Source organism: Bacillus sp. RZ2MS9 (assembly GCF_001816185.2).
Lineage (GTDB): Bacteria > Bacillota > Bacilli > Bacillales > Bacillaceae_G > Bacillus_A > Bacillus_A cereus.
In genome coordinates this window covers 4,830,145-4,850,652 of the sequence record NZ_CP049978.1, presented here as the reverse complement: position 1 = coordinate 4,850,652, position 20,508 = coordinate 4,830,145, and the positions used below count along the sequence as shown (strand labels likewise).

Here is a 20,508-nt window from a genome sequence, read left to right as displayed (position 1 = left end):
TACTGACAAATCCACTTGAACAACCACCCACTGAATTCTCTATTAAACTTTTTGACAAATCCCCCCCCTCCCTCCACTATCTGGAATTCTTTCCTGCATTAGCAAAAGTTTCTCATATAAAAAGGACAATCTTTTGCTTTTTCTCACAATGCGAGTACAATGTAAAATAGCAAGAAAAGACGAAAAGTATTTACAGGATTATTGTGTGCGCATAGCGTAAATGGCAGTAAGGAACTGAGAGGAGGTTTTTTCTCTGAATACAAATAAAGAAACAATCATCCACCTTTATCATACAAACGATATACATAGTCATTTTGAAAATTGGCCGCAAATTTCTCGGTTTGTTCTAGGGGAGAAAAAGCGAAGACAGGAAGCGGGAGAGACTGTTTTGACGGTTGATATCGGCGATCATGTGGATCGTTTTCATAGTATTTCGGAAGCGACGAATGGACTTGGGAATACGAAGCTTTTGAATGAGGCGTTATATGATTATGTAACGATCGGAAATAATGAAGGAATTACGTTAGCGAAGGAGCATTTGAATCGGCTCTATGATGATGCTGGATTTGAAATACTTGTCGCAAATTTATTTGAAAAAGAAGGGGTACGTCCGTCATGGGCAAGGCCTTATAAATTGCATACAACGACGGATGGGATTACCATTGCTTTTATCGGATTAACGGTAGCTTATCCAGAGTTTTATCAGATGCTCGATTGGCATATTGAAGATCCCATTATTCATTTAGAGTCTATTTTAGAAGAAGTGAAAGATGAGGCTCATATTACGGTTGTCCTCTCTCACCTTGGAAAAAGTATGGATGAGTATATGGCAGAGCATTATGATATAGATGTTATTTTAGGAGCACATACGCATCATTTATTTGAGCGTGGTATTCTACTGAATAATACTTTACTTTGTTGTTGTGAAAAGTGGGGGCGTTACGTTGGTCACGTACAGCTTACTGTGGATATAGAGATGAAGAAATTGCTGAAAAAAGACGGTAGGGCGATTAAGACGGAACGTTTAGGTGCTTATAGCGAGCCGTTATCCACAATTGAAATACTGCAGGAAGAAAGTGAGCATATAATGGCAGAGTCTGTCGTTCATTTAAAAGAGTCATTACCGGTTGATTGGTTTCATGAGACGCCGTTTTCTCACATGTTAGCAAGTGCGCTGAAAACATGGTGCAATGCAGAGATTGGCATGGTGAACGCTGGTGTACTTCTTGAAGGGTTAGAAGAGGGTGTTGTAACGCGCGGAGATATTCACAGAATTTGTCCACATCCAATTAATCCGTGTGCTTTGAAAGTTCCAGGAAAGATATTAAGAGAAGTTATTTTGAAAGCACGTAAGCCGAATATGGAGAATCTTGAGGTGAAAGGATTCGGATTTCGGGGAAAAGTGATGGGGAAAATGATTTACGCTGGTGTAGAAGTCATTCCAGATACGATTCCCGGGAATAAAATTTTACTCGAAGATGTATTAATTAACGGGGAATCGCTGGAATTAGATCGTATATATACAGTAGGAACGATTGATATGTTTACATTTGGCTACTTATACCCAGAGCTATCCACACTTTCTGACAAACAATATTATATGCCAGAACTACTTAGAGATGTGTTAACAGATATGTTAATAACTTATACATCTTCCGTTAAACTATAGGCTAGTTAACTTGTAACACTCATTTTTCTCTTGTCATACAGATAAGAAAGAGAGGAGTGTGAACTATGGTTAATGTGGAGCCAATTATAATTGATAATTATACGTTTATTGCAGTTAGCGTGAAACTTCCAAAGACGAATTTGCTAGCTGTAATGAGCGATAAAGGATATATTATGTGTGGTGCATTAGATGTAGGTCTTTTAAATGAGAAGTTAGGTGATCGCGGAATTATTGCTGGCCGTGCGGTTGGTGTAAGAACGATTGAACAACTTCTTGAAGCGCCACTAGAATCGGTAACGACTGGAGCTGAAGCATTAGGCATTCCAGCAGGTACGATTGGAAAAGAAGCATTATTAAAAATGAGATAAGCATATATCGTCCCTCCTTCTTGCATAGAAATGATATAAGAAGGAGGTTTTTTTATGAGTATATTTCGCTCGAAAAACTCGCGGTTTCGAAGGGGACCTATTGCCTTTCGGTATATACTGCTTATGTCGTTTATTCTTTTTGTTATATTACTTACGCAAGGGTTGTGGATTGTGAATAATAATATTCAGCCGACCTTAATTAAATATGGGGAAGTAGAGACACATAAAATGGCGACGGCAATTATGACGAAGGCAGTAAAGGATCGAATTAATGAAGGATTCGATGTAGATTCATTAATGAAAGTACAGAATGATAAAAACGGAAAAGTATCCACAATTAATTTAAATACAAAGCAAGTAAATGAAATTGTAACATCAACGACCACGTACATAGAAAAATATTTACAGCAAGTAGAACAAGGGAAGTTGAAGGAGCTAGGTATTGCTGAAAAAAACGGCGCGACTATGGCAGTTCCTTTTGGGCGTGTAACTGATAATGCACTTCTTGGTAATATAGGACCAGATATTCCGATTCATTTCACGCCAGTTGGACATGTGAATACAGATATTAAACAAAAAATTGAGCCGCATGGGATTAATACTACAGCGATTCAAATTGTTATGGAAATGGAAGTAACATTGCAAGTGATTATTCCATTTCATACGAAAGAGATAAAGGTGAAACAAAATGTTCCGATTGCGACGCGTATCGTTCAAGGGGAAGTGCCTACGTATTATGGAAGCGGAAGTGTTGCTGTACCTGATAAAAAGAAAACAGATAGTTAGTCGCATATAAAGTGAAACTCGGTTCAGTCAGGCTTTTACTGGATAAAAAATAACCGTAGCAATGCAGCTACGGTTATCGTTTTGTATTTGCTCGTTCTTTGCGCTCCCAAAGGCTTAAATGCATGTATGGATCGAAGGCCCATTCTGTATAGCCATTGTCTTTATACATGCCAAAATGTAAGTGGGGCGGAAATTTTCCGGCTGTACCAGGAGGTCCATAACCAGTGCTACCAACAAATCCCAGTACTTTTCCTGGCTCAACAATTTGTCCAAGCTGTATTTCTTTTGAAAACCCGCCTAAATGAGCGTAATAATGGTAATTGTTATGAAGGTCGCGAATACCAATGCGCCATCCACCAAGGCGGTTCCAACCTTTCGTTTCAATAATGCCATAGCAAGTCGATCTTACTGGCACGCCATATCCGGCAAAAATATCGGTTCCTTCATGAATCCTTCTGCCGCCAAAACTTCTTCCAGCGCCGAAAGTACTACGGTAGCTATGGTCACTACGGATCGGAAGAGGAAAAGCATTTCCTTCTAAATTAATACGTCCATAATGTTTATAAATTTGGGCGTATTCGCTAATTAAATCAACTGTTTTGGCACGTCTATAATATTCCCAGAGCATAATTTTAATACGGTCTTCTGACGTTCCTTGTTTCCTTAAAATAGTCGCTGCGGTATGCAGAAGATCACGGTCGCTATTTGCATTTGCAAATCCATCTTTGTCACCATCTAAACCTATTCCGCCAAATAGAGAAATTGTATGGGGAAGAGTATCGTTACTATTAATAGGTCCAGCCCATATTTCTGGTTTGAAATAAAGGGAAATGATGGCATCTGGTTTTTTCGGAATATCTTTTCTTACGCTCCGTATATTTCTTTCATATTGATCCATTGCAGCTAAGTAATACCATGGAATGCCTGAAGACTGCTCGGTTTCTTTATATAGTGCCATGCGCTTTTCGTATATGCTTTGCTGATTATCTTCACCGTAAGCGATGTTTTGGTGGAGAAGAAAACAAATAGAAAGCAAAAGAGAAATTTTTCGAAGCATGAAATAGACTCCTTTCACAACATCACTCTTTTTAGTGTGGGATATACGGAGTATTTCATTATAGGGAACGATTGGAAAAAATCTTAGAATCTTCATTTGAGCAAATCGCTTTCATACGTTAGAATAGATATGTTACATTGAAAGAAGCGAACACGGTAAACTATTTCATATTGTGCGGAGTTGATAACCATGACAAAACAAACAGAATATAAGCGCAAGCCCGAATGGTTGAAAATTAAGTTAAACACGAATGAAAACTATACAGGCTTAAAGAAAATGATGCGTTCTAAAAATCTTCATACCGTTTGTGAGGAAGCAAAATGTCCGAATATTCATGAATGCTGGGCTGTAAGAAAAACAGCAACATTTATGATTTTAGGTGCGGTTTGTACACGTGCTTGTCGTTTTTGTGCGGTTAAAACAGGCTTACCAACTGAGCTTGATTTACAAGAACCAGAACGCGTGGCAGATTCAGTAGTACAAATGGGCTTAAAGCACGTTGTTATAACAGCGGTTGCACGTGATGATTTAAAAGACGGCGGAGCAGCTGTTTTTGCTGAAACAGTACGCGCTGTACGTCGTAAAAATCCATTTACGTCAATCGAAGTATTACCATCTGATATGGGTGGAGTAGAAGAAAACTTAAAAATGTTAATGGATGCAAAACCAGATATTTTAAACCATAACATTGAAACAGTACGTCGATTATCTGACCGAGTTCGCGCTAGAGCAAAATATGAACGTTCATTAGAGTTTTTACGTCGAGCGAAAGAAATGCAGCCTGATATTCCAACTAAATCGAGCATTATGGTGGGCTTAGGTGAAACGAGAGAAGATTTAATTGAAGCAATGGATGACTTACGTGCAAACAATGTGGATATTTTAACTCTTGGGCAATACCTACAACCATCTAAGAAGCACTTACCAGTTCTTAAATATTACCCACCAGCAGAATTTGCAGAGCTTAAAGAAATTGCACTTAGCAAAGGATTTAGCCACTGTGAAGCTGGCCCACTTGTGCGTTCTTCTTACCATGCGGACGAGCAAGTACGTTCTGCAAAAGAAAAAACAGCAGAAGCTAAATAATGAAAAAAGAGAGCTAACGATTAGCTCTCTTTTTGTTTATACTCTAAAACGGTATTTGGACATGTTAATAAAATCTTTTTTAATTCTTCTGTGGATAATTCAATTGTAAATTCAGGTACACCAGGTGTAATTAAAATTTTATCGTACGTATAAATAGCGTTATCCACAATAATTGTTACATCGTGTGAATATCCGAAAGGAGCCACACATCCCGGCGTACAACCAGTTTTGTCTCGCAGTTCATCAGGAGAACAGAGAGATAACCGTTCTCCTGTTAGTTCTTTCATTTCTCCCCGGTTGAGTCTTGTGCCCTCTAACGTAAAAAATACGTAATAATCTCCAGACTTTGATTTTAAAAATAAGCTTTTACTTGGAGTGCCTTGTAAGCCGAGTCTCTCACGTACAATCCTATCTGTCTCATAATCGAGTACTGGTTCGTGTTCAAATTTTTCATAAGAAACATTTGTTTTATGTAGTAGAGCAAGTACATCTTCGTACATATGGAGTGATACCCCTTTCTATTATTAGTACAGTTTCTTCTCGTGGCGTCAACTGAATGTTTTGGAAAGGGATATTACTTAGATGATGCTTCCCATAAGCGTTTTATGATACATTGTTCGTCGATTGTAATTTCGTAAATATCAGGATTCGTTAAAGTTCTCCATTCATTAAAGCCAATCGTATGATCAAAATGCTTTAAAATGAGCGTAAGTAAATTGCCATGTGTAACAAGTAGTGTTGTTGTATGGTTTAATTGTAAAACGTCTTGAATAAGCGATATGGCACGGTCTGTTGCTTGTTTTGTTGACTCTCCGCCTGAAAAGGCAATATCTATATTTGTAAAAGTAGATTCTAGTTTTTGCATCCAATCATCCATTGGAACGTTGCTCAATATGCGTTCAGTTAATCGTTCATCTTCTTGGATAGATAAGTTAGCTTGGAGCGCATAGGGCCGAATGGAATCGATAGCTCGGACAAACGGGCTTGAAATAATATGATCGATTTGTAGATGATTTTCTAAGAGGAATGTAGCAAGGGTATTTGCTTGGTCTTTTCCATCGGTCGTTAATTCAGCATCACGTTTTTGCCCAGTTGCTGAACAATGTCGTATTACAATAATTTTCTTCATAATTCATCCCCATCTTTCAAGTTGACGCTATATACTTCGACAAATGTGGAAATAATTCCTTTTTCTTGTAAAACGGCATATGGATTTAAATATGTGGAAAAGTAATGTGGATAATGAACATTTGAGGTGCAATCATGAATAAAATGATATGTATTGTAGTTAGTCTTTGTTTTTTTATACACTTGTCCACAACTTATGCAGAGTCGAATCAAAAAGTAAATTATCCAAGCAATCGAAATAAGTCATTTGTGAGTGAGGATATTTTTTATAAACAGTTAGATAAGAAAATCTATAAAGAATACAATAATGCAGCATATAGTGTTCGAAAAAAAATCTTATTTAAAGAAGTGCCCGATGAAGAATTTTATTTCCTACAAAAAACAGCCGTGGGTTGTCGGAGTAGTGTGATGCTTCAAGATTTTTTTGTTCATCCTGATCGCCAAGTTTATTTTTTTGCTTCCTTTTCTCAAAATGAAGTAGAAGAGTTTCATAAATATATCGTTATAGATGCAGAAACAAAGAGGGAGCTGCAAGAAGGAAAAAGCTATCATCATTGCGACAATCCATAAAAAATAAACCACCAATCGGTGGTTTATTTTTTACTCCGGTACACTCATTAATTTCGCTTTCATTTTGCGAATAAGAACGACAGCGCCAATTGTACAAAGAAGTGTAATTCCTTCTGCAACGAAGATATTGATTGTTTTTGTTTGGTAAAGTGCCGCGAAAAAGTCTACAAATGCGTGGAATAGTATAGCGTATACTAGGAAGATATATTTCTTCTGTTTTACTGCGTATAAAACAAGCATTGTAAAGGCAATTTGAAGCACGAGTGCCATAATTCTTTCTAAGCTACCAAGGAAGTATAAGTAGGCAGGTTGCTGAATTAACATGTCCTGTAAAATGCTCAGCTCGGGTTTTTGTTCAATCAGTCGAGCGAAGCTACCATCGTTAATAGAATTAGCAAAGATTAATGCTTGTAATGCAGAAAAACCGCCAATTAAAATAGATTCAATTCCGCCGTGACCAATTCCATAAGCGAAGCCATCTTTATATTCTAGATATTTTTTTAGTAAGAAGAAGAAGGCAACGAAGCGTCCTAATTCTTCAAAAATACCAGCAGTCAATCCGCCATAAATTGCGAAGACAAACGGATTTTCTAAAAATGGAGCGATTGTTGGATTACCGCGCATAAATAGGTGGAATGGTGTTTCAAGAATTTGGGTAAATCCGATAAAGATAAGAACACCAATGCCGACTACTTTCCAATTCATATTATATTTTTTACGGAAATAAACGAGTACAATAATTGGGACCAGAATCGAGACAATGAGTTGAAAGATGATGCTGGCAATTACAGTATTTGAAACCATACTTTCACCGCTTTCTAATATATGTACATAACTATTATGCATCAAATATAGGAGAGATGAAACTTTTTAAGATAAAATGAATTTACTTATTGACTCTAACGTTGCGTCATACTTTATCGTATGTACTAAGGGGGAGATACAAATGACAATGAGAGTAAAAGAAGTAGCTGATTTAGTTGGAATTAGTGTGCGCACACTGCATCATTACGATGAAATTGGGTTGTTAACCCCAGACGAGACGACAGAGTCTGGATATCGTCTGTATTCCAATGAAAATTTAGAGACATTGCAGCAAATTTTGTTTTTTAAAGAGCTTGGCTTCCCTTTGAAAAAAATTAAAGAGATTATCATGAGTCCATCATTTGATCGCGAAGAGGCACTAGAGCTTCATAAGAAAATGCTTCTTGAAAAGCGTGCTAGATTAGATAAAGTGATTGCGACGATTGATAAAACAATTCAGCATACAAAAGGAGAGATTGAAATGACGAACAAAGAGAAATTTGAAGGATTCGATTTCAGCCATAACCCATATGAAGAAGAAGCACGTGAAAAATGGGGAGACGCAGCTGTAGATAAAGCGAACGAATATGCAAAAGGTATGTCAAAAGAGAACCAAGAGGAGTTTAATGCTATTTATAGAAAGTTAGCAGCGCTTAGACACGGAGCACCAGATTCTAAAGAGGCACAAGAAGCAATTGGAGTGTGGTACGATTACTTGCAAAACTTCGGTGCATATTCATTAGATGCTTTTAAAGGACTCGGTCAAATGTACGTCGCTGATGAGCGCTTCACGAAAAATATCGATAAGTTTGGTGAGGGGTTAGCGCAATTTATGTGTGATGCGATGGAGGTTTATGCGGATCGTAATAAAATTAAAAAGTAAAACAGGTGGAGATTTTCTCCACCTGTTTTACTTTTTAATCATATCATTCAAAGTCTGATCTCCCGTATTGTTCAAATGAGGATTTTTACTCATTTCACGTTTTAGCATATCGAGGCTTTGCGTATATTCTGTATCATTTAATGCGCCAGATTGAAGACCTTGAATTTGGGAAATCAACTTTTGGTCTGTTGATACATATCCTTTATAATAGCGAGGGACGATGGACAAAGCAGCTCTATATACTTGATCTGCTACGAGTTTTGGATCCGTTGTGTTTGCACGGTATACAACAAATACTTCATCATCGGTAACGAGCGTAGCAGCGTTTGTAACGTCAGGAAGTTTGACTGTCATACTTGTAATCATTTCAGCAACTTTCTCACGGTTAATGGCTCCTACTTGTTTGTTAGATACTTCATGCTTTTGTTTAGATGAATAGCCGACCCTTGTGAGCCGTGTATTTGTATTTTCCGTATGATACATGTCGTTTTTATTGGAAACAAGAACACGGCTTCCTTCTTCACGTTCCATTTCAGCTTTGTTCGCTGATTGGCAGCCTGCAAATAAGGAAATAGTGAGAAGGGAAAGTAAAATTTGTTTTTTCACGATGTATCACCTCCTTCTCCATAGCATGTACTAATTTGCAATTTTTTGTATTTGAAATTGTTGGTTGTTATGCTTTGTGATACGATAAAAAGAAGAATGCTTAGAGAGGAAGTTAATGATGGAGCAAAAGCAAGAGATTCATGCTACGGTGAGCATTAATAATGTGCAGTACGAAGTAATTAAAAACTTTCGTGACGGTTTTAGTGAAGAAGCATTTAAAGAGCGCTATGCAGAAATTTTAAATAAATATGATTATATCGTTGGAGACTGGGGATATGAGCAACTTAGACTGCGCGGATTCTTTGATGATAGTAACCAGCGTGCGACATATGATACGAAAATTAGTACGTTAACGGAGTATTTATACGAGTACTGTAACTTCGGTTGCGCACACTTCGTATTACGAAAAATGAAGAAATAAAAAAATCCTCTTACGATTGTAAGAGGATTTTTTGCATTATAAACAAATCGAGATATAATCTCCTTCAGATAGTATTGTATTTGGTTTCATTTGTTGTCCGTTCAATTGAATATCTCCGTTTTTAATTTTATCCACAATGCGTGTACGGCTCCAGTCGGAAATATATGTGGATAAGGCTTTATCCATTCGGTGGGAACCGAAAACGATATCTAATACAATTGTAATTTCAGCTACGCCACTTTCTATATGCTGTGTAATGGAAATGGTAGTAGTTGTTTCCGTTTGATCTTGCTGAGGCATATCGACTGTTTCCACATGATCAGTAAATGATTTATAAATACGAAGTTTTTGATTCCACGTATGATCTTTCGGACATTTATAAATGGCAAAGCGATATATGTTTTTTCCGTTGGCGTTATGCCTACGAATATTTGTGTCGGTAAATAGGGTAGTGCGTCTGCAATTTTTACAATACTTTTCGATTGTGTTTTGTTCATTTTCATATAAACTCCAAGAAAGTTGTACTTTCTGCATTTTCCTTCACCTCTTATAGTAGTGGCAAAGGAACGTAATACAGCTATTTGGATGTCTTGTAGTATGAAGACATGAGAAAAAGACAAAAATAAAAGGAGGTTCCCTTAGGAACCTCCGTAAACATCATACTACAGATGCGTTACGTTCCTTTGTAATGGGAATGGGCAGACTACTCCCTTGAAAAAGCGTGGTGCTTTTTTGAGAGTAATGCTATCCAATTGCTGGTCCATTACAAAGTAAATGTTGGCATACGTAGATAACGTCCTTTCTATCCAAATAGATTTATTCTTAATTATAACATATTAGTTTGAAAATTAAAAATACTCGCAATGAAAAAACACCAGCTAAAACAGCTGGTGCCTAAGATAAATTATATAAGTTCAAATAAAAATGAGCGTAGTTCTTCTGCAATTTCTTCAGTCATAGAAAATGCGTGCTCTAAGTAGCCTGGTTCGTTTAAATCGTCAGCGCCGATGATTGCAAATTTATTGCGCTGCATATCAAGGACAATTGTTTTACCGTAATGACGATCAGAGTATAAAAGCGCTAAATCGTGACGCTCATTTTCTCCCATAAAGCTAACGAAACGCGTTTTTGTAGCGACAGTATCGTCGTACAGAAAGAAACGTTCTTCCATACACATGGCTCCTTTATTAAATATCTAAGTTTAAGTGTGGCTTATGATCTAAATGGTGATGCGTTTTAATGAATCGTACTGTTCTTGTTTTGTAACGCATTACGATAGAATATGTTTCAGCTAAATCTCCACCAAGGAATTTAACACCGTCTAATAACTCACCAGCAGATACACCAGTTGCTGAGAAGATTGCATCATCCCCAGATACTAAGTCATCTAACATAAGAAGTTGACGAGGATCTTCTAATCCCATTTCACGACAACGAGCTTCTTCTTCTTCGTTCATTGGAACTAAACGAGCTTGCATTTCACCTTCAAGGCATTTTAATGCTGCTGCAGAAATAACACCTTCTGGAGCTCCGCCAATACCTACGAATAAGTCGATACCCGTTCCAGGTAGTGCTGTTGCGATTGACGCACCAACATCACCGTCACCAAATAATTTTACGCGTGCACCTTTTGCACGAACACGGTCAATAATATCTTGATGACGTTCACGTTCTTGAACGATAACTGTTAGATCGCGAATCTTTTTATTGTTAGCTTCTGCTACAATTTCAATTGTTTTTTCAATTGGATCATCTAAGCTAATTTTACCAGCTGCTTTTGGACCAACCGCGATTTTTTCCATGTACATATCAGGAGCATGAAGAAGGTTCCCTTTGTCTGCGATTGCAATAACTGCCATTGCATTTGCAAGACCTTTTGCAACGATGTTTGTACCTTCTAATGGGTCAACGGCGATGTCTACTTCTGGACCGTTACCTGTTCCTAGTTCTTCACCAATATACAGCATCGGTGCTTCATCAAGTTCTCCTTCACCAATTACAACTGTACCTGCCATGTTTACTGAATCGAACATATCACGCATTGCTGTAGTTGCTGCATCATCTGCTTCATTTTTCTTTCCGCGGCCCATCCACTGTGCGGATGCTAATGCTGCTGCTTCTGTTACACGGACAATTTCTAGTGCGAGTTCACGTTCCAAGATTTCATTCCTCCAATTTCAAAAATCATACAAATATAACTATAACAAATAACGGAGAAAAGGTGAATTCGAAAAATTGTCGATTTTTTCAGAAGAAAGCGTTACAATTAAAATGTAAATGCTTTAATTTCCAGGTAGGTGACATTCATGTATTTTGTAGACAGAAAGAAAATAGAACAAATGCTAGTATGTTTAGAACGAGCAACAAGTACATTTCAAGAGAAAAAGATATATGAAACCGAGTTTGAATTTTACGCATTAGAGCGCATAGCCCATCTTATTATTGATTGTGTATTAGATGCCGGGAATGCGATGATTGATGGATTTATTATGCGCGATCCAGGAAGCTATGAAGATATTATTGATATTTTAATGGACGAGCGAGTGATAAGTGAAGAAGATGGACAAGGGATGAAAGAAATTATCCTTCTTCGAAAAATGCTTACGCAAGACTATATTCAAATGAATCATGATGAATTATATAAGACGATTCAAAAACATATTGCAGTGGTAGAGAAATACCCAGCAAATGTTCGCAGTTATTTAGAAAAGGAATTAGGACCTGTATCTGCATTTGTACCAGAATAATTATGCTTATAAGATCCCCAGAGAATGCCTTTTGGGGATCTTATATTGTATGTGAGAAAGAAAAGGGAGAAGGGTGAAGTATGGGGGAAGCACGTACGACAAAAGACGAAATTGTACAATTGTTGAAAGTAAAGGGAGAGCACACGGTAGCGGAACTAGCTGACGTTTTAGAGATTACAGAAATGGCGATCCGAAGACATTTAAGTAATCTTGAGAAAGACGGACTTATTTATTCTAAGATGGTAAGGCAACATGTCGGAAGACCAACTTATTTGTATGGATTAAGTGAAAAGGGAGAAGATACATTCCCGAAAGAGTATAAGCAATTTGCGATTGATATGCTAGAAGATTTAGCTCGAATGGGTGATGAAAAAATACTTCGTTACGTTTTAAAAGAGAGAACGAAGCGAATGGAAGAACAGTTACAAAAGAGAGTGAGTAATCAAAAGAATTTAGCATATAAAGTGCAAGAGATAGCAGCTATGCAAGAGAAAAACGGTTATATGGTTCAAATAAAGAGAGATGGAGAGAATTCTTTCGTAATTGAAAAACAAAACTGTCCGTTAAAGGAAATTGCAGAGAGATTCCCGCAAGTATGTAAAGATGAAAAAGAGATGTATAAGCGTTTATTTGCAGGAGCAGATGTAAAGACGTTAGCAAATATGTGTGAGGGCGATTGTAGTTGTTCTTACCAAGTAAAAGAGAAAAAATGAACGTTATGGGGCGCTTTTAGGTAAAGCGTTTTTTTCTTTGGAAAAAGCGGGTAATATAAGAGTGGTATGATAAGGTGAGAACGTTAGCATAGAAGGAGAGACATAATCGATGTATAAAGGTTACTTAATTGACTTAGACGGTACGATGTATCGCGGAGAAGAACAAATTGAAGAGGCAAGCGACTTCGTAAAAGCATTAGGAGAGCGCGGCATTCCTTATTTATTCGTTACGAATAACTCAACGCGTAAACCAGAACAAGTGGCAGAAAAACTTGTTCGTTTCGATATTCCAGCGAAAGCAGAGCAAGTATTCACAACGAGTATGGCGACTGCGAACTTCATTTATGAACGTAAACAAGACGCAACTGTATATATGATTGGTGAAGAAGGCTTACACGATGCACTTGTGGAAAAAGGATTTGAACTTGTGGATGAAAATCCTGATTTCGTTGTTGTTGGTTTAGATCGTGACATCACATATGAAAAGTTAGCAAAAGCGTGTCTTGCTGTGCGTAATGGCGCGACGTTTATTTCTACAAATGGGGATATTGCCATCCCAACTGAGCGCGGATTATTACCAGGTAATGGTTCATTAACATCAGTTGTAGCAGTATCAACAGGTGTGGATCCAATCTTTATCGGAAAACCAGAATCAATCATTATGGAACAAGCTTTAAAAGTACTTGGCATAGAAAAAAATGAAGCATTAATGGTTGGGGATAACTACGATACAGACATTTTAGCAGGAATAAATGCTGGCATGCATACCCTTCTTGTCCACACTGGAGTCACAACTGTGGAGAAGTTAACAGAATACGAAGTACAACCAACGCAAGTTGTGCATAACTTGACGGAGTGGATTGAGAAGATGTAATGAAATGCAGGTAACCGAAGAGGTTACCTGTTTTTTTATGCATAATTGCATATGTACTATAGGTATATAGAATGTAAAATTTAAATGTATTGATATAAAGGAGGGATAAGAATGTACTGGATGTCATGTATTATGCTTGTTTTTACATTATGTGTTTTGTTCTTTGTTCTATGGAAAATATATAAAATAAATGAAATGAAAAAAAGCGCAGGAAAACTTATTGCAATGTATCCTCGGGTGAAAAGACGTTGGATTGCATTACTTGGACCAGCATATTTCATTGGACAATGTATGTATATATATGCTCAGTACGTAAGTGGCGATATTGATACAGTTGAACAGTTTTTTATTCAGCTAGGTATTCATGCTGTAGCAAGTTGTTTTATGACTTTAATAGCTATACACCTTATTAAAAGTGTACAAATATATGAAAAAGGTGTAATAGATGGATTAAACTTTTATTCATATGAAGAATTGAAAGGCTATAAAACATCAACATGGGAAAATCCAAAAGAAAATATATTTTTATATCGTGGGCGAGAAAAAATGAATGACAATGTGAATTTACTTATTAGACAGGAAGATATGAATGAATTAGAAAGCATTCTTCAAAGATATATTCCGAAATTAATGATGAAATAAAAAAACTCCGGTTTTAACAACCGGAGTTTTTTATTAGAACGCACGATTCACAACGTCTTTAACCTCTTCAAGATATTGTTTACGCACACTGTCATCCACAGAAGGAACACTTGTATAGAATGTATGCTCAATTGTTTCAATGCCTGTAAATTCAAAAATACCAACATCCGCTGTTTTCTTCATTGCATCAAACATGCCGCCTGCTGTGTATGCCTCTTTCGTATTACCCATTGTAGATAATAACAATCCTTTTTTACCGCTTAATAACTTTTCAATACCGTTTTCACCGTAAGCATAAGCAAATCCATGGCTAAACACACGGTCAACGTATCCTTTTAAAATAGCAGGAAGTCCCGCCCACCAAACTGGATAAATAAATGTAATGCTGTCAGCCCAAGAGATATGCTCTTGTTCTTCTTTAATATCTTCTGGTGTATTTCCTTTAGAAAATGAGATGAAATCGGAAGCGCCTAATACTGGATTAAAGTTTAATTCGTATAGATCGCGAACGCGTACTTCGTGACCTTTTCCTTCTAATTCACTTTTTACCGTTTCTAAAATCGCATGGTTGAAGCTTTCTGTATTCGGGTGTGCATAAACGATTACATGTTTCATTTTTCTTCCTCCTATTTGTGGATATGTGAATAGTTATTTGTATATCTGTAACTATTATGGTTACTACCTTTATAGAAGTCAAGTAATACATATGTATGTATAAAAAGACGCCCGAAAATCGCCTTTTTATACCCCGCTCATACAAAGTACAAAAAAGACAAATAAAATAATGACAATACCAATGCCGAAGTTAAATACGAGAGTACTATCCATATATGTAGCCTCCTTGTTTGAAAGTAAAAAGCACTCTTAACTAGAGTGCTTTTTTATTTTGAATCTACTTTATAACTTTTAGAAAGTGATTCATGCGTGTAATGATTTACATTATTTTATGTATTTATACTTTGAAATGAGTAAGTCCTTGTTGGATATAGAAAAAAAGACACTCGTGGAGTGTCTTTTAAGATGACAAAATGTGCCAATTGCTTGAGGTTGATAAGACGCTAATTTCCGTGTTAACGCCTTTTCTTTAATCAAGAAGTGTAGCAACAGCGATTCAAATAGATTGTACCATTTGTTTAATTGTGGTGCGTATGCAATTGTGCATATTATGATCATGAGGTAGGTAATGAACTGTGAATAATTTGAAGTGATTTATTTACGATTTCTTCTGCGGCATATATGCCGATTGCGTCTGTTTTTAAAATATGAGGTTGTAAGTTATCATGCATTGCCCCTAACTCACCATGAAGTGGTGCAAAGGCATGGTTCGCCTTTTCAAGCATGCATAAATCAAGTAAAGAATCCCCAGCTGTAATAATCGTATCTATTTGCAAAATTTCTTTTATATATTGCACGGCGTCCCATTTGTTAATTGGTTTTGGTACAAAGTATAGCTTTCTACCTTGAAGTGAATGATTCCAGCCTTGTTTGTCTAACCAGGAAGTGAAGGATGATAATTCATCATAAGGAATGTTCTCCCGTTTAATAATGCAATAATGGAATAGATCATCAGCTGTTTTTTGTGATATAACCCAATCTTTATGAGCTATTTGTCCAAATTCCTTTAGTATGTCGTTTCCCTCTATACATTCAAACGATAGTCTTTCTTTTACTATCCTGTTCCAAGTACCATCTTGTTTACCGTTATGAAGGATATTACCGCCGTTACTTGTAATGGCGTATTCGGGAATGATTTCGTCTTGGAATAAAGAAATACGCTGAAACTGCTCAATAGTTCTTGTTGTAACTGGGATGAAATGTGAGTGCAGTTGCAATTTTTTTAGTAGTGAAATGGTTTTATGTGATATGAAAGAAATTTCTTTCCCATCTAAAGTTTCAATGAGTTGAATTGATTCATCTTCTATAGGGGCACGAAACGATTTCCGGGAATAAATAAGCGTCTGATCAAGATCACTGGCGAAAATCATATCGTTTCCCTCTTAAGAGGCTTAATGAGCCCGCAACATGAATAAGCCATATTCTCATAGATTTCAATAGGGACATTCTTTTCTTTAGCAAGAAGTAAAATATGCTTTAAATCGGGATTGTTTTGCTTACGTATTAAAATTTTCCACGGTATTCTCCGGAGTAATACGCGAGTTGTTTCACCGACTCCTGGTTTAATTAAGTTAATATCGTCAATTTCAAAGTGATTTTGGATAGACTGTATATCTTTTAATCCTTGCCAAGAGGGATCAGTGTAAGTTGAAGTAATATAACGTAATTGATTATCTATATGAGAATGAACAGAAGGGAATAAATCTGTTACCTCATCAACGAAGAAATTTGATAAGTCTTCTTGCTCTAGCTCTTTATAATATTTAACACCATGAAAATCATTTGGACCGATATAGGTGTCATTTAGTACAGTGCGGCTAATGAGTCCAGAGACTGTTGCATTTAAGCAAGCGCTAGGAATAAGAAAATCTTCACGTGTACCGTAAATTGAAGTACAGTAACCGGGATCAGCAAGCACAGCCATACAATGAGAAATGTGTGTATTATTTCGTTCGTTAAATGTGTGTACTGCATATTCTAATTCTTTTTTTATTGCACCTTTTCCAGTCCACCCATCAATGAATTGAATTGTTTCTTTAGGGTGATGTTCCAAAATATAATGGAGTGCATTTTCATCAATACCGCGTCCGCGAACAATAGAAATACAATAGTGAGGTACATCAAGGTTGTATTGATAGCGTATGTAGCGTTTGATAAGAATGCCAATAGGTGTACCAGCACGAGCTAATGAAACGAGGACAAGGTTAGTTCCTTTAGTTTGTATAATCTGTTCGGCGACAACTCCAACAGCGATGGCTAGTTTGTGTTTGTATTGTTGCAGGGAAGAAAAGAATAAATCCATATACGCTTTAGAGGGTTTATATTCCATTGGTAACATTTCGGAATAATGTGTGCCAGCTTGAATTGCTTGTTCTCTAGTTTCCGTGGAACTTTCTTTCATTAAATCACTAATATCTTTTAATAGAAAAATAGCATCATTTGGATTGTAACTACTAATATGAGAATTTACTTTTACCATAATTATCAACCTTCCTTTTCTATGCTATTTGAAAATGAGACGATATGAATAAAAGGAATAACTGTTTGTAACTGCTGTAGAAGAGGAGATAGGGCTTCTTCCCCTAAATCACGCTCAATGAAAACAAATACTTCATCGTAATCATGAGGTGAAATATTATAAAAGTAATTTGTTATAGTAGGATCTTCAGGACTTGGATATGAGAAATGATTATGAATGGCGTAGTTCACATCATTTGAAACAGGATGGATAGGGCTTCTTGTTGTAGATTGATATAAAATATTTTCACCCATTTCAGCAGCAATTTTCATTGGGATATACATAAATTCACCCGTTCCGAGACAGAGTGTTCGTTTTCCAATTCTTTCTCTTTTTAAAGTTTTTCCTGCTTCTTGGGCGAAAGAATGAATGTGCTTTTGTTCATATGCTGAAATGCCAAATCGCCCAGTATATTTTATATAATTTGATGTATAGGGTGATTTTAGGCAGGTAAGGGTATGCTTTTTGAAATCAGGTTTTGTTTCTTCAATTTGAATCTCTTTTTTTGCAATATTTAATGGTTGGCCAGTTGTATGAATACTGCCTTCTAATAAAGAAATAACATGAACCTTAATTTGAAGTTCTTCTTCTAATTGTTTAAATTGTTTTCTATTAGTATGAGAACGCCAGTCTAACAAAGAAGCAATTATATATTCTTCTCGTGGGAACTTATTTTGAATAGATCTAATAATATTTAATGCTGTTTTTCCTGTTGTCATCTCATCATCTACGAGAACAATTGGATTGTTGTTTTGAAAAAAGCTTTCATCTACATAACAACGGTGTGATGTTGCATGAGAATGTTCTTCCTCAAATGTAATGACAGATTCTAGGTGGGGTATCGATTCCCTAGTTGTATGTACATACTTTGCATTTTGAAAGCATTGAAACATAGAATGACCAAGTGATGTCGCTGTTTCAGCGAATCCGATGAACAAAACTTCTTCTTGCAGAGGATATTGATAACGAAATACTTCCTCTGGGATTTCATCAATTTCTAATGAAATGAGATTTAAAATTTCTTTTTGAAATGGATGAGAAATATTATGTAGTATTTCCATATATCTTGCAGCGAGAGCAACTCCACTTGATAGAGAGACTGTAGGTTTAATAGGAAGATGCTTTCCAAGGATTGTACTCACAAATAAAAAACTACGTTTCTTATTTATTCTCGCAGCCATTTGAAAAAGATTGTCTAGCGCTAAATTATATGGATTATCACGTACTTCTACATGAACTTGTATAGTATTTAAAACGTTATACGTGTTGCTTTGCGTTTGTAATAAGGAGATCGGTGAATTGTTTGTTTTCATGTAGCACCCCGTAAATATTAGATTTTAAAATGGTTTTGCGAGCCCACCCATAATGAGGTTTTACTTCATTCATTTTGTTAGAAAAACTGCTTTTTAGCACTCCATTATACGTATCTGCATTTTGTAAAATTAATCTCGCATCTAAATAATCTTCCATTGTGACAATGTGCATTGCCTGTACAACTTTAATATGAGATGGGTGAATAACTGTCTTTCCGATTAAGCCATTTGCATGGTCAAGTGATACCTCTTGAATAAGCCCTTCTTCATGATCATTAGAAAAATATTCCCATACACATCCTGAAATAATATATTCATTTGTTGCCCTTGAGAAAACGTTAATAATGTCTGAAATACAATCACGGACAACAGTAATATGATAGATAGGTGTGTATTTATTACGCCGAATACTAAATATACTTGAAAAATCAGTAGCACCAATACGTACATTTAAGATGTAATCGTGATAAGAATCTAGTAAATCCTTTATTTGTAATAATGATTCTGCCCGTGTTTCCTTATACATAATTTCGGGTGATTCTAAAATCGGCATGCCATATAGCGATAATGAGTATAACTCGTTTATATATGCAAGCTGATCGATATAAGTCTTTCCGTTAATCGGTGTGAATTTTGGAAAGACAAAACCACATAAACAATGAACGGCACTACCTAATTCAGTAACAATTTTCTTCATTTGACTTGGCTGTCGAACTCTAATAAAAAGGAGTGGGATGTCTGCTTGATTTAGTATGTTGGCACTGACTAAGTTAGCGATTTGCTGTATTTGAACGACGATGTTTTGCTCTGCAAGTTTTACTTCCTCATCGCTTATAGCGTCCTCTAGACAAAGAATAATTGAGATAGCATCCACATGTTTCCTTCTAATTATATCTTCCGCAATCGTTTCTTTCGTGCCAGGAGTATATAGTGTAGCGCCTAGTGCGTAAGCTAGTTGTTCTTTTCCTATATTTTTTGAAAAACTAAGAGGTTCTTTATAGAAAAAATTTTGCCGTTCTTCTGAGGAGAGATAAGAAAAGTAATTCAAATTGTCACCACCTTATTTATAATGATTCTGTTTAATCGTAACATAATAAGAAAAATCTTCCATAAAAATGAAGCAAGAAATTAAAAAAATATATTGAGAAAGATGAATTATAAGATGAATATCGAATATTGTTAATAGAAATATAATAGGGGGAAAGAGAAAGTGGATATACATAAATTAACAGAGGTAGAAGCAAATGAGATAAATACTTGGACGTACGAGGAACCATATAATTTATATAGTTTTTCAGGCGAGAAAGAAGTAATGGAAGAGCTATTAGATGGAACGTATTATGGCTGTTGTGATGATCAAGGAGACTTCATCGGTTATTTTTGTTTTGGAGCAAATGCACAAGTACCAGGTGGAAGAGATGCTCATTTATATGGTGGAGAAGATGTGATTGATATCGGACTTGGCATGAAGCCGGCGTTAACCGGGAAAGGAATGGGGAAAGAATTCTTCCAAGCTGGAATAGCGTTTGCCACGAAAGAGTTTAATGCAAAAATGTTTCGATTAAGCGTAGCGACATTTAATACAAGAGCGATTACGTTATATAAAAATATCGGATTTAAGCAAGGGCCTATTTTTTTGAGTCGCGGAAGAGAATTTATGCTGATGGAATATGAAAGACCGTCAGCATGAACCTGACGGCCTAGAAAA

The 20,508-nt window shown here is 36.3% G+C and carries 25 protein-coding genes; 12 read left to right on the top strand and 13 right to left on the bottom strand.

What is annotated here, in order from left to right:
- Positions 1–253 precede the first annotated feature (253 nt).
- The 3 genes from BHV55_RS24875 to yunB all read left to right on the top strand — a co-directional run bounded on the left by BHV55_RS24875 (position 254) and on the right by yunB (position 2,823).
- Complete coding sequence (locus tag BHV55_RS24875) at positions 254–1,669, top strand: bifunctional metallophosphatase/5'-nucleotidase (RefSeq protein WP_153580208.1); 1,416 nt, start codon at positions 254–256, stop codon at positions 1,667–1,669.
- A 65-nt stretch (positions 1,670–1,734) separates the two neighbouring features.
- Positions 1,735–2,037: a YunC family protein gene (locus BHV55_RS24870; RefSeq protein ID WP_000248466.1), complete on the top strand. Its 303-nt coding sequence runs from the start codon at positions 1,735–1,737 to the stop codon at positions 2,035–2,037.
- Positions 2,038–2,091: 54 nt separating this feature from the next.
- Positions 2,092–2,823, top strand: a complete 732-nt coding sequence (gene yunB, locus BHV55_RS24865; protein WP_000021802.1) for a sporulation protein YunB — start codon at positions 2,092–2,094, stop codon at positions 2,821–2,823.
- A 73-nt stretch (positions 2,824–2,896) separates the two neighbouring features.
- Here the strand turns inward: yunB and BHV55_RS24860 are convergent, their stop codons facing one another.
- Positions 2,897–3,880 (bottom strand): M23 family metallopeptidase, encoded by a 984-nt coding sequence (locus BHV55_RS24860; protein ID WP_044584957.1) that lies wholly within the window; start codon positions 3,878–3,880, stop codon positions 2,897–2,899.
- A 189-nt stretch (positions 3,881–4,069) separates the two neighbouring features.
- On the opposite strand from BHV55_RS24860, the gene lipA reads away from it, so the two are divergent.
- Positions 4,070–4,966: a lipoyl synthase gene (gene lipA, locus BHV55_RS24855; RefSeq protein ID WP_000166372.1), complete on the top strand. Its 897-nt coding sequence runs from the start codon at positions 4,070–4,072 to the stop codon at positions 4,964–4,966.
- Positions 4,967–4,986: 20 nt separating this feature from the next.
- Here lipA and BHV55_RS24850 read toward each other — a convergent pair whose 3' ends face one another.
- Both BHV55_RS24850 and BHV55_RS24845 read right to left on the bottom strand, forming a co-directional pair.
- Positions 4,987–5,466 carry a YbaK/EbsC family protein gene (locus tag BHV55_RS24850; protein ID WP_000272747.1) on the bottom strand — a complete coding sequence of 160 codons (480 nt, stop codon included), beginning with the start codon at positions 5,464–5,466 and terminating at the stop codon, positions 4,987–4,989.
- Between the two features lie 74 nt (positions 5,467–5,540).
- Positions 5,541–6,095, bottom strand: a complete 555-nt coding sequence (locus BHV55_RS24845; protein WP_000721049.1) for a histidine phosphatase family protein — start codon at positions 6,093–6,095, stop codon at positions 5,541–5,543.
- 134 nt (positions 6,096–6,229) lie between these two features.
- Between BHV55_RS24845 and BHV55_RS24840 the strand changes: the two genes are divergently transcribed.
- On the top strand, positions 6,230–6,664 hold the full coding sequence (locus BHV55_RS24840) for a hypothetical protein (protein WP_061139660.1): 435 nt from the start codon (positions 6,230–6,232) through the stop codon (positions 6,662–6,664).
- Between the two features lie 30 nt (positions 6,665–6,694).
- On the opposite strand, the gene BHV55_RS24835 is transcribed toward BHV55_RS24840, so the two are convergent.
- A complete protein-coding gene (locus BHV55_RS24835) occupies positions 6,695–7,510 on the bottom strand; it encodes a YhfC family intramembrane metalloprotease (protein WP_002101508.1) in 816 nt (271 codons plus the stop codon).
- A gap of 100 nt (positions 7,511–7,610) precedes the next feature.
- On the opposite strand from BHV55_RS24835, the gene BHV55_RS24830 reads away from it, so the two are divergent.
- On the top strand, positions 7,611–8,351 hold the full coding sequence (locus BHV55_RS24830) for a MerR family transcriptional regulator (protein ID WP_069605098.1): 741 nt from the start codon (positions 7,611–7,613) through the stop codon (positions 8,349–8,351).
- 27 nt (positions 8,352–8,378) lie between these two features.
- Here BHV55_RS24830 and BHV55_RS24825 read toward each other — a convergent pair whose 3' ends face one another.
- Positions 8,379–8,957, bottom strand: a complete 579-nt coding sequence (locus BHV55_RS24825; RefSeq protein ID WP_000744129.1) for a YhcN/YlaJ family sporulation lipoprotein — start codon at positions 8,955–8,957, stop codon at positions 8,379–8,381.
- A 118-nt stretch (positions 8,958–9,075) separates the two neighbouring features.
- On the opposite strand from BHV55_RS24825, the gene BHV55_RS24820 reads away from it, so the two are divergent.
- Positions 9,076–9,378 (top strand): YutD family protein, encoded by a 303-nt coding sequence (locus BHV55_RS24820; protein WP_000435942.1) that lies wholly within the window; start codon positions 9,076–9,078, stop codon positions 9,376–9,378.
- Between the two features lie 36 nt (positions 9,379–9,414).
- Here the strand turns inward: BHV55_RS24820 and BHV55_RS24815 are convergent, their stop codons facing one another.
- The 3 genes from BHV55_RS24815 to glpX form a co-directional block, all read right to left on the bottom strand.
- Positions 9,415–9,912, bottom strand: a complete 498-nt coding sequence (locus BHV55_RS24815; protein ID WP_070757765.1) for a cytoplasmic protein — start codon at positions 9,910–9,912, stop codon at positions 9,415–9,417.
- A 370-nt stretch (positions 9,913–10,282) separates the two neighbouring features.
- On the bottom strand, positions 10,283–10,549 hold the full coding sequence (locus BHV55_RS24810) for a DUF3055 domain-containing protein (protein WP_000392606.1): 267 nt from the start codon (positions 10,547–10,549) through the stop codon (positions 10,283–10,285).
- 16 nt (positions 10,550–10,565) lie between these two features.
- On the bottom strand, positions 10,566–11,537 hold the full coding sequence (gene glpX / locus BHV55_RS24805; RefSeq protein WP_000439090.1) for a class II fructose-bisphosphatase: 972 nt from the start codon (positions 11,535–11,537) through the stop codon (positions 10,566–10,568).
- 147 nt (positions 11,538–11,684) lie between these two features.
- Here glpX and BHV55_RS24800 point away from each other — a divergent pair, with 147 nt between their 5' ends.
- The 4 genes from BHV55_RS24800 (at position 11,685) to BHV55_RS24785 (ending at position 14,354) form a co-directional block, all read left to right on the top strand.
- On the top strand, positions 11,685–12,125 hold the full coding sequence (locus BHV55_RS24800; protein ID WP_000274000.1) for a DUF86 domain-containing protein: 441 nt from the start codon (positions 11,685–11,687) through the stop codon (positions 12,123–12,125).
- A gap of 80 nt (positions 12,126–12,205) precedes the next feature.
- Positions 12,206–12,838 (top strand): helix-turn-helix transcriptional regulator, encoded by a 633-nt coding sequence (locus tag BHV55_RS24795; protein WP_000503350.1) that lies wholly within the window; start codon positions 12,206–12,208, stop codon positions 12,836–12,838.
- A 109-nt stretch (positions 12,839–12,947) separates the two neighbouring features.
- Complete coding sequence (locus BHV55_RS24790; RefSeq protein ID WP_000276467.1) at positions 12,948–13,712, top strand: TIGR01457 family HAD-type hydrolase; 765 nt, start codon at positions 12,948–12,950, stop codon at positions 13,710–13,712.
- Positions 13,713–13,823: 111 nt separating this feature from the next.
- Entirely contained in the window at positions 13,824–14,354 is a 531-nt protein-coding gene (locus BHV55_RS24785) for a hypothetical protein (RefSeq protein WP_000289910.1), read from the top strand.
- Positions 14,355–14,387: 33 nt separating this feature from the next.
- On the opposite strand, the gene BHV55_RS24780 is transcribed toward BHV55_RS24785, so the two are convergent.
- The 5 genes from BHV55_RS24780 to BHV55_RS24760 all read right to left on the bottom strand — a co-directional run bounded on the left by BHV55_RS24780 (position 14,388) and on the right by BHV55_RS24760 (position 19,848).
- Positions 14,388–14,969 (bottom strand): NAD(P)H-dependent oxidoreductase, encoded by a 582-nt coding sequence (locus tag BHV55_RS24780; protein WP_000683436.1) that lies wholly within the window; start codon positions 14,967–14,969, stop codon positions 14,388–14,390.
- Between the two features lie 554 nt (positions 14,970–15,523).
- Positions 15,524–16,339, bottom strand: a complete 816-nt coding sequence (locus BHV55_RS24775; RefSeq protein WP_000575383.1) for an HAD family hydrolase — start codon at positions 16,337–16,339, stop codon at positions 15,524–15,526.
- On the bottom strand, positions 16,336–17,448 hold the full coding sequence (locus tag BHV55_RS24770) for a cysteine protease StiP family protein (protein WP_000241504.1): 1,113 nt from the start codon (positions 17,446–17,448) through the stop codon (positions 16,336–16,338). Before BHV55_RS24770 ends, BHV55_RS24775 begins: the two co-directional genes overlap by 4 nt.
- A 5-nt stretch (positions 17,449–17,453) precedes the next feature.
- A complete protein-coding gene (locus BHV55_RS24765) occupies positions 17,454–18,800 on the bottom strand; it encodes a phosphoribosyltransferase family protein (protein ID WP_070757768.1) in 1,347 nt (448 codons plus the stop codon).
- Positions 18,745–19,848 carry an HpcH/HpaI aldolase/citrate lyase family protein gene (locus BHV55_RS24760; RefSeq protein WP_001106091.1) on the bottom strand — a complete coding sequence of 368 codons (1,104 nt, stop codon included), beginning with the start codon at positions 19,846–19,848 and terminating at the stop codon, positions 18,745–18,747. The genes BHV55_RS24765 and BHV55_RS24760 overlap by 56 nt, the downstream gene beginning before the upstream one ends.
- Before the next feature lie 162 nt (positions 19,849–20,010).
- On the opposite strand from BHV55_RS24760, the gene BHV55_RS24755 reads away from it, so the two are divergent.
- Positions 20,011–20,490, top strand: a complete 480-nt coding sequence (locus tag BHV55_RS24755) for a GNAT family N-acetyltransferase (protein WP_048568472.1) — start codon at positions 20,011–20,013, stop codon at positions 20,488–20,490.
- Positions 20,491–20,508 lie beyond the last annotated feature (18 nt).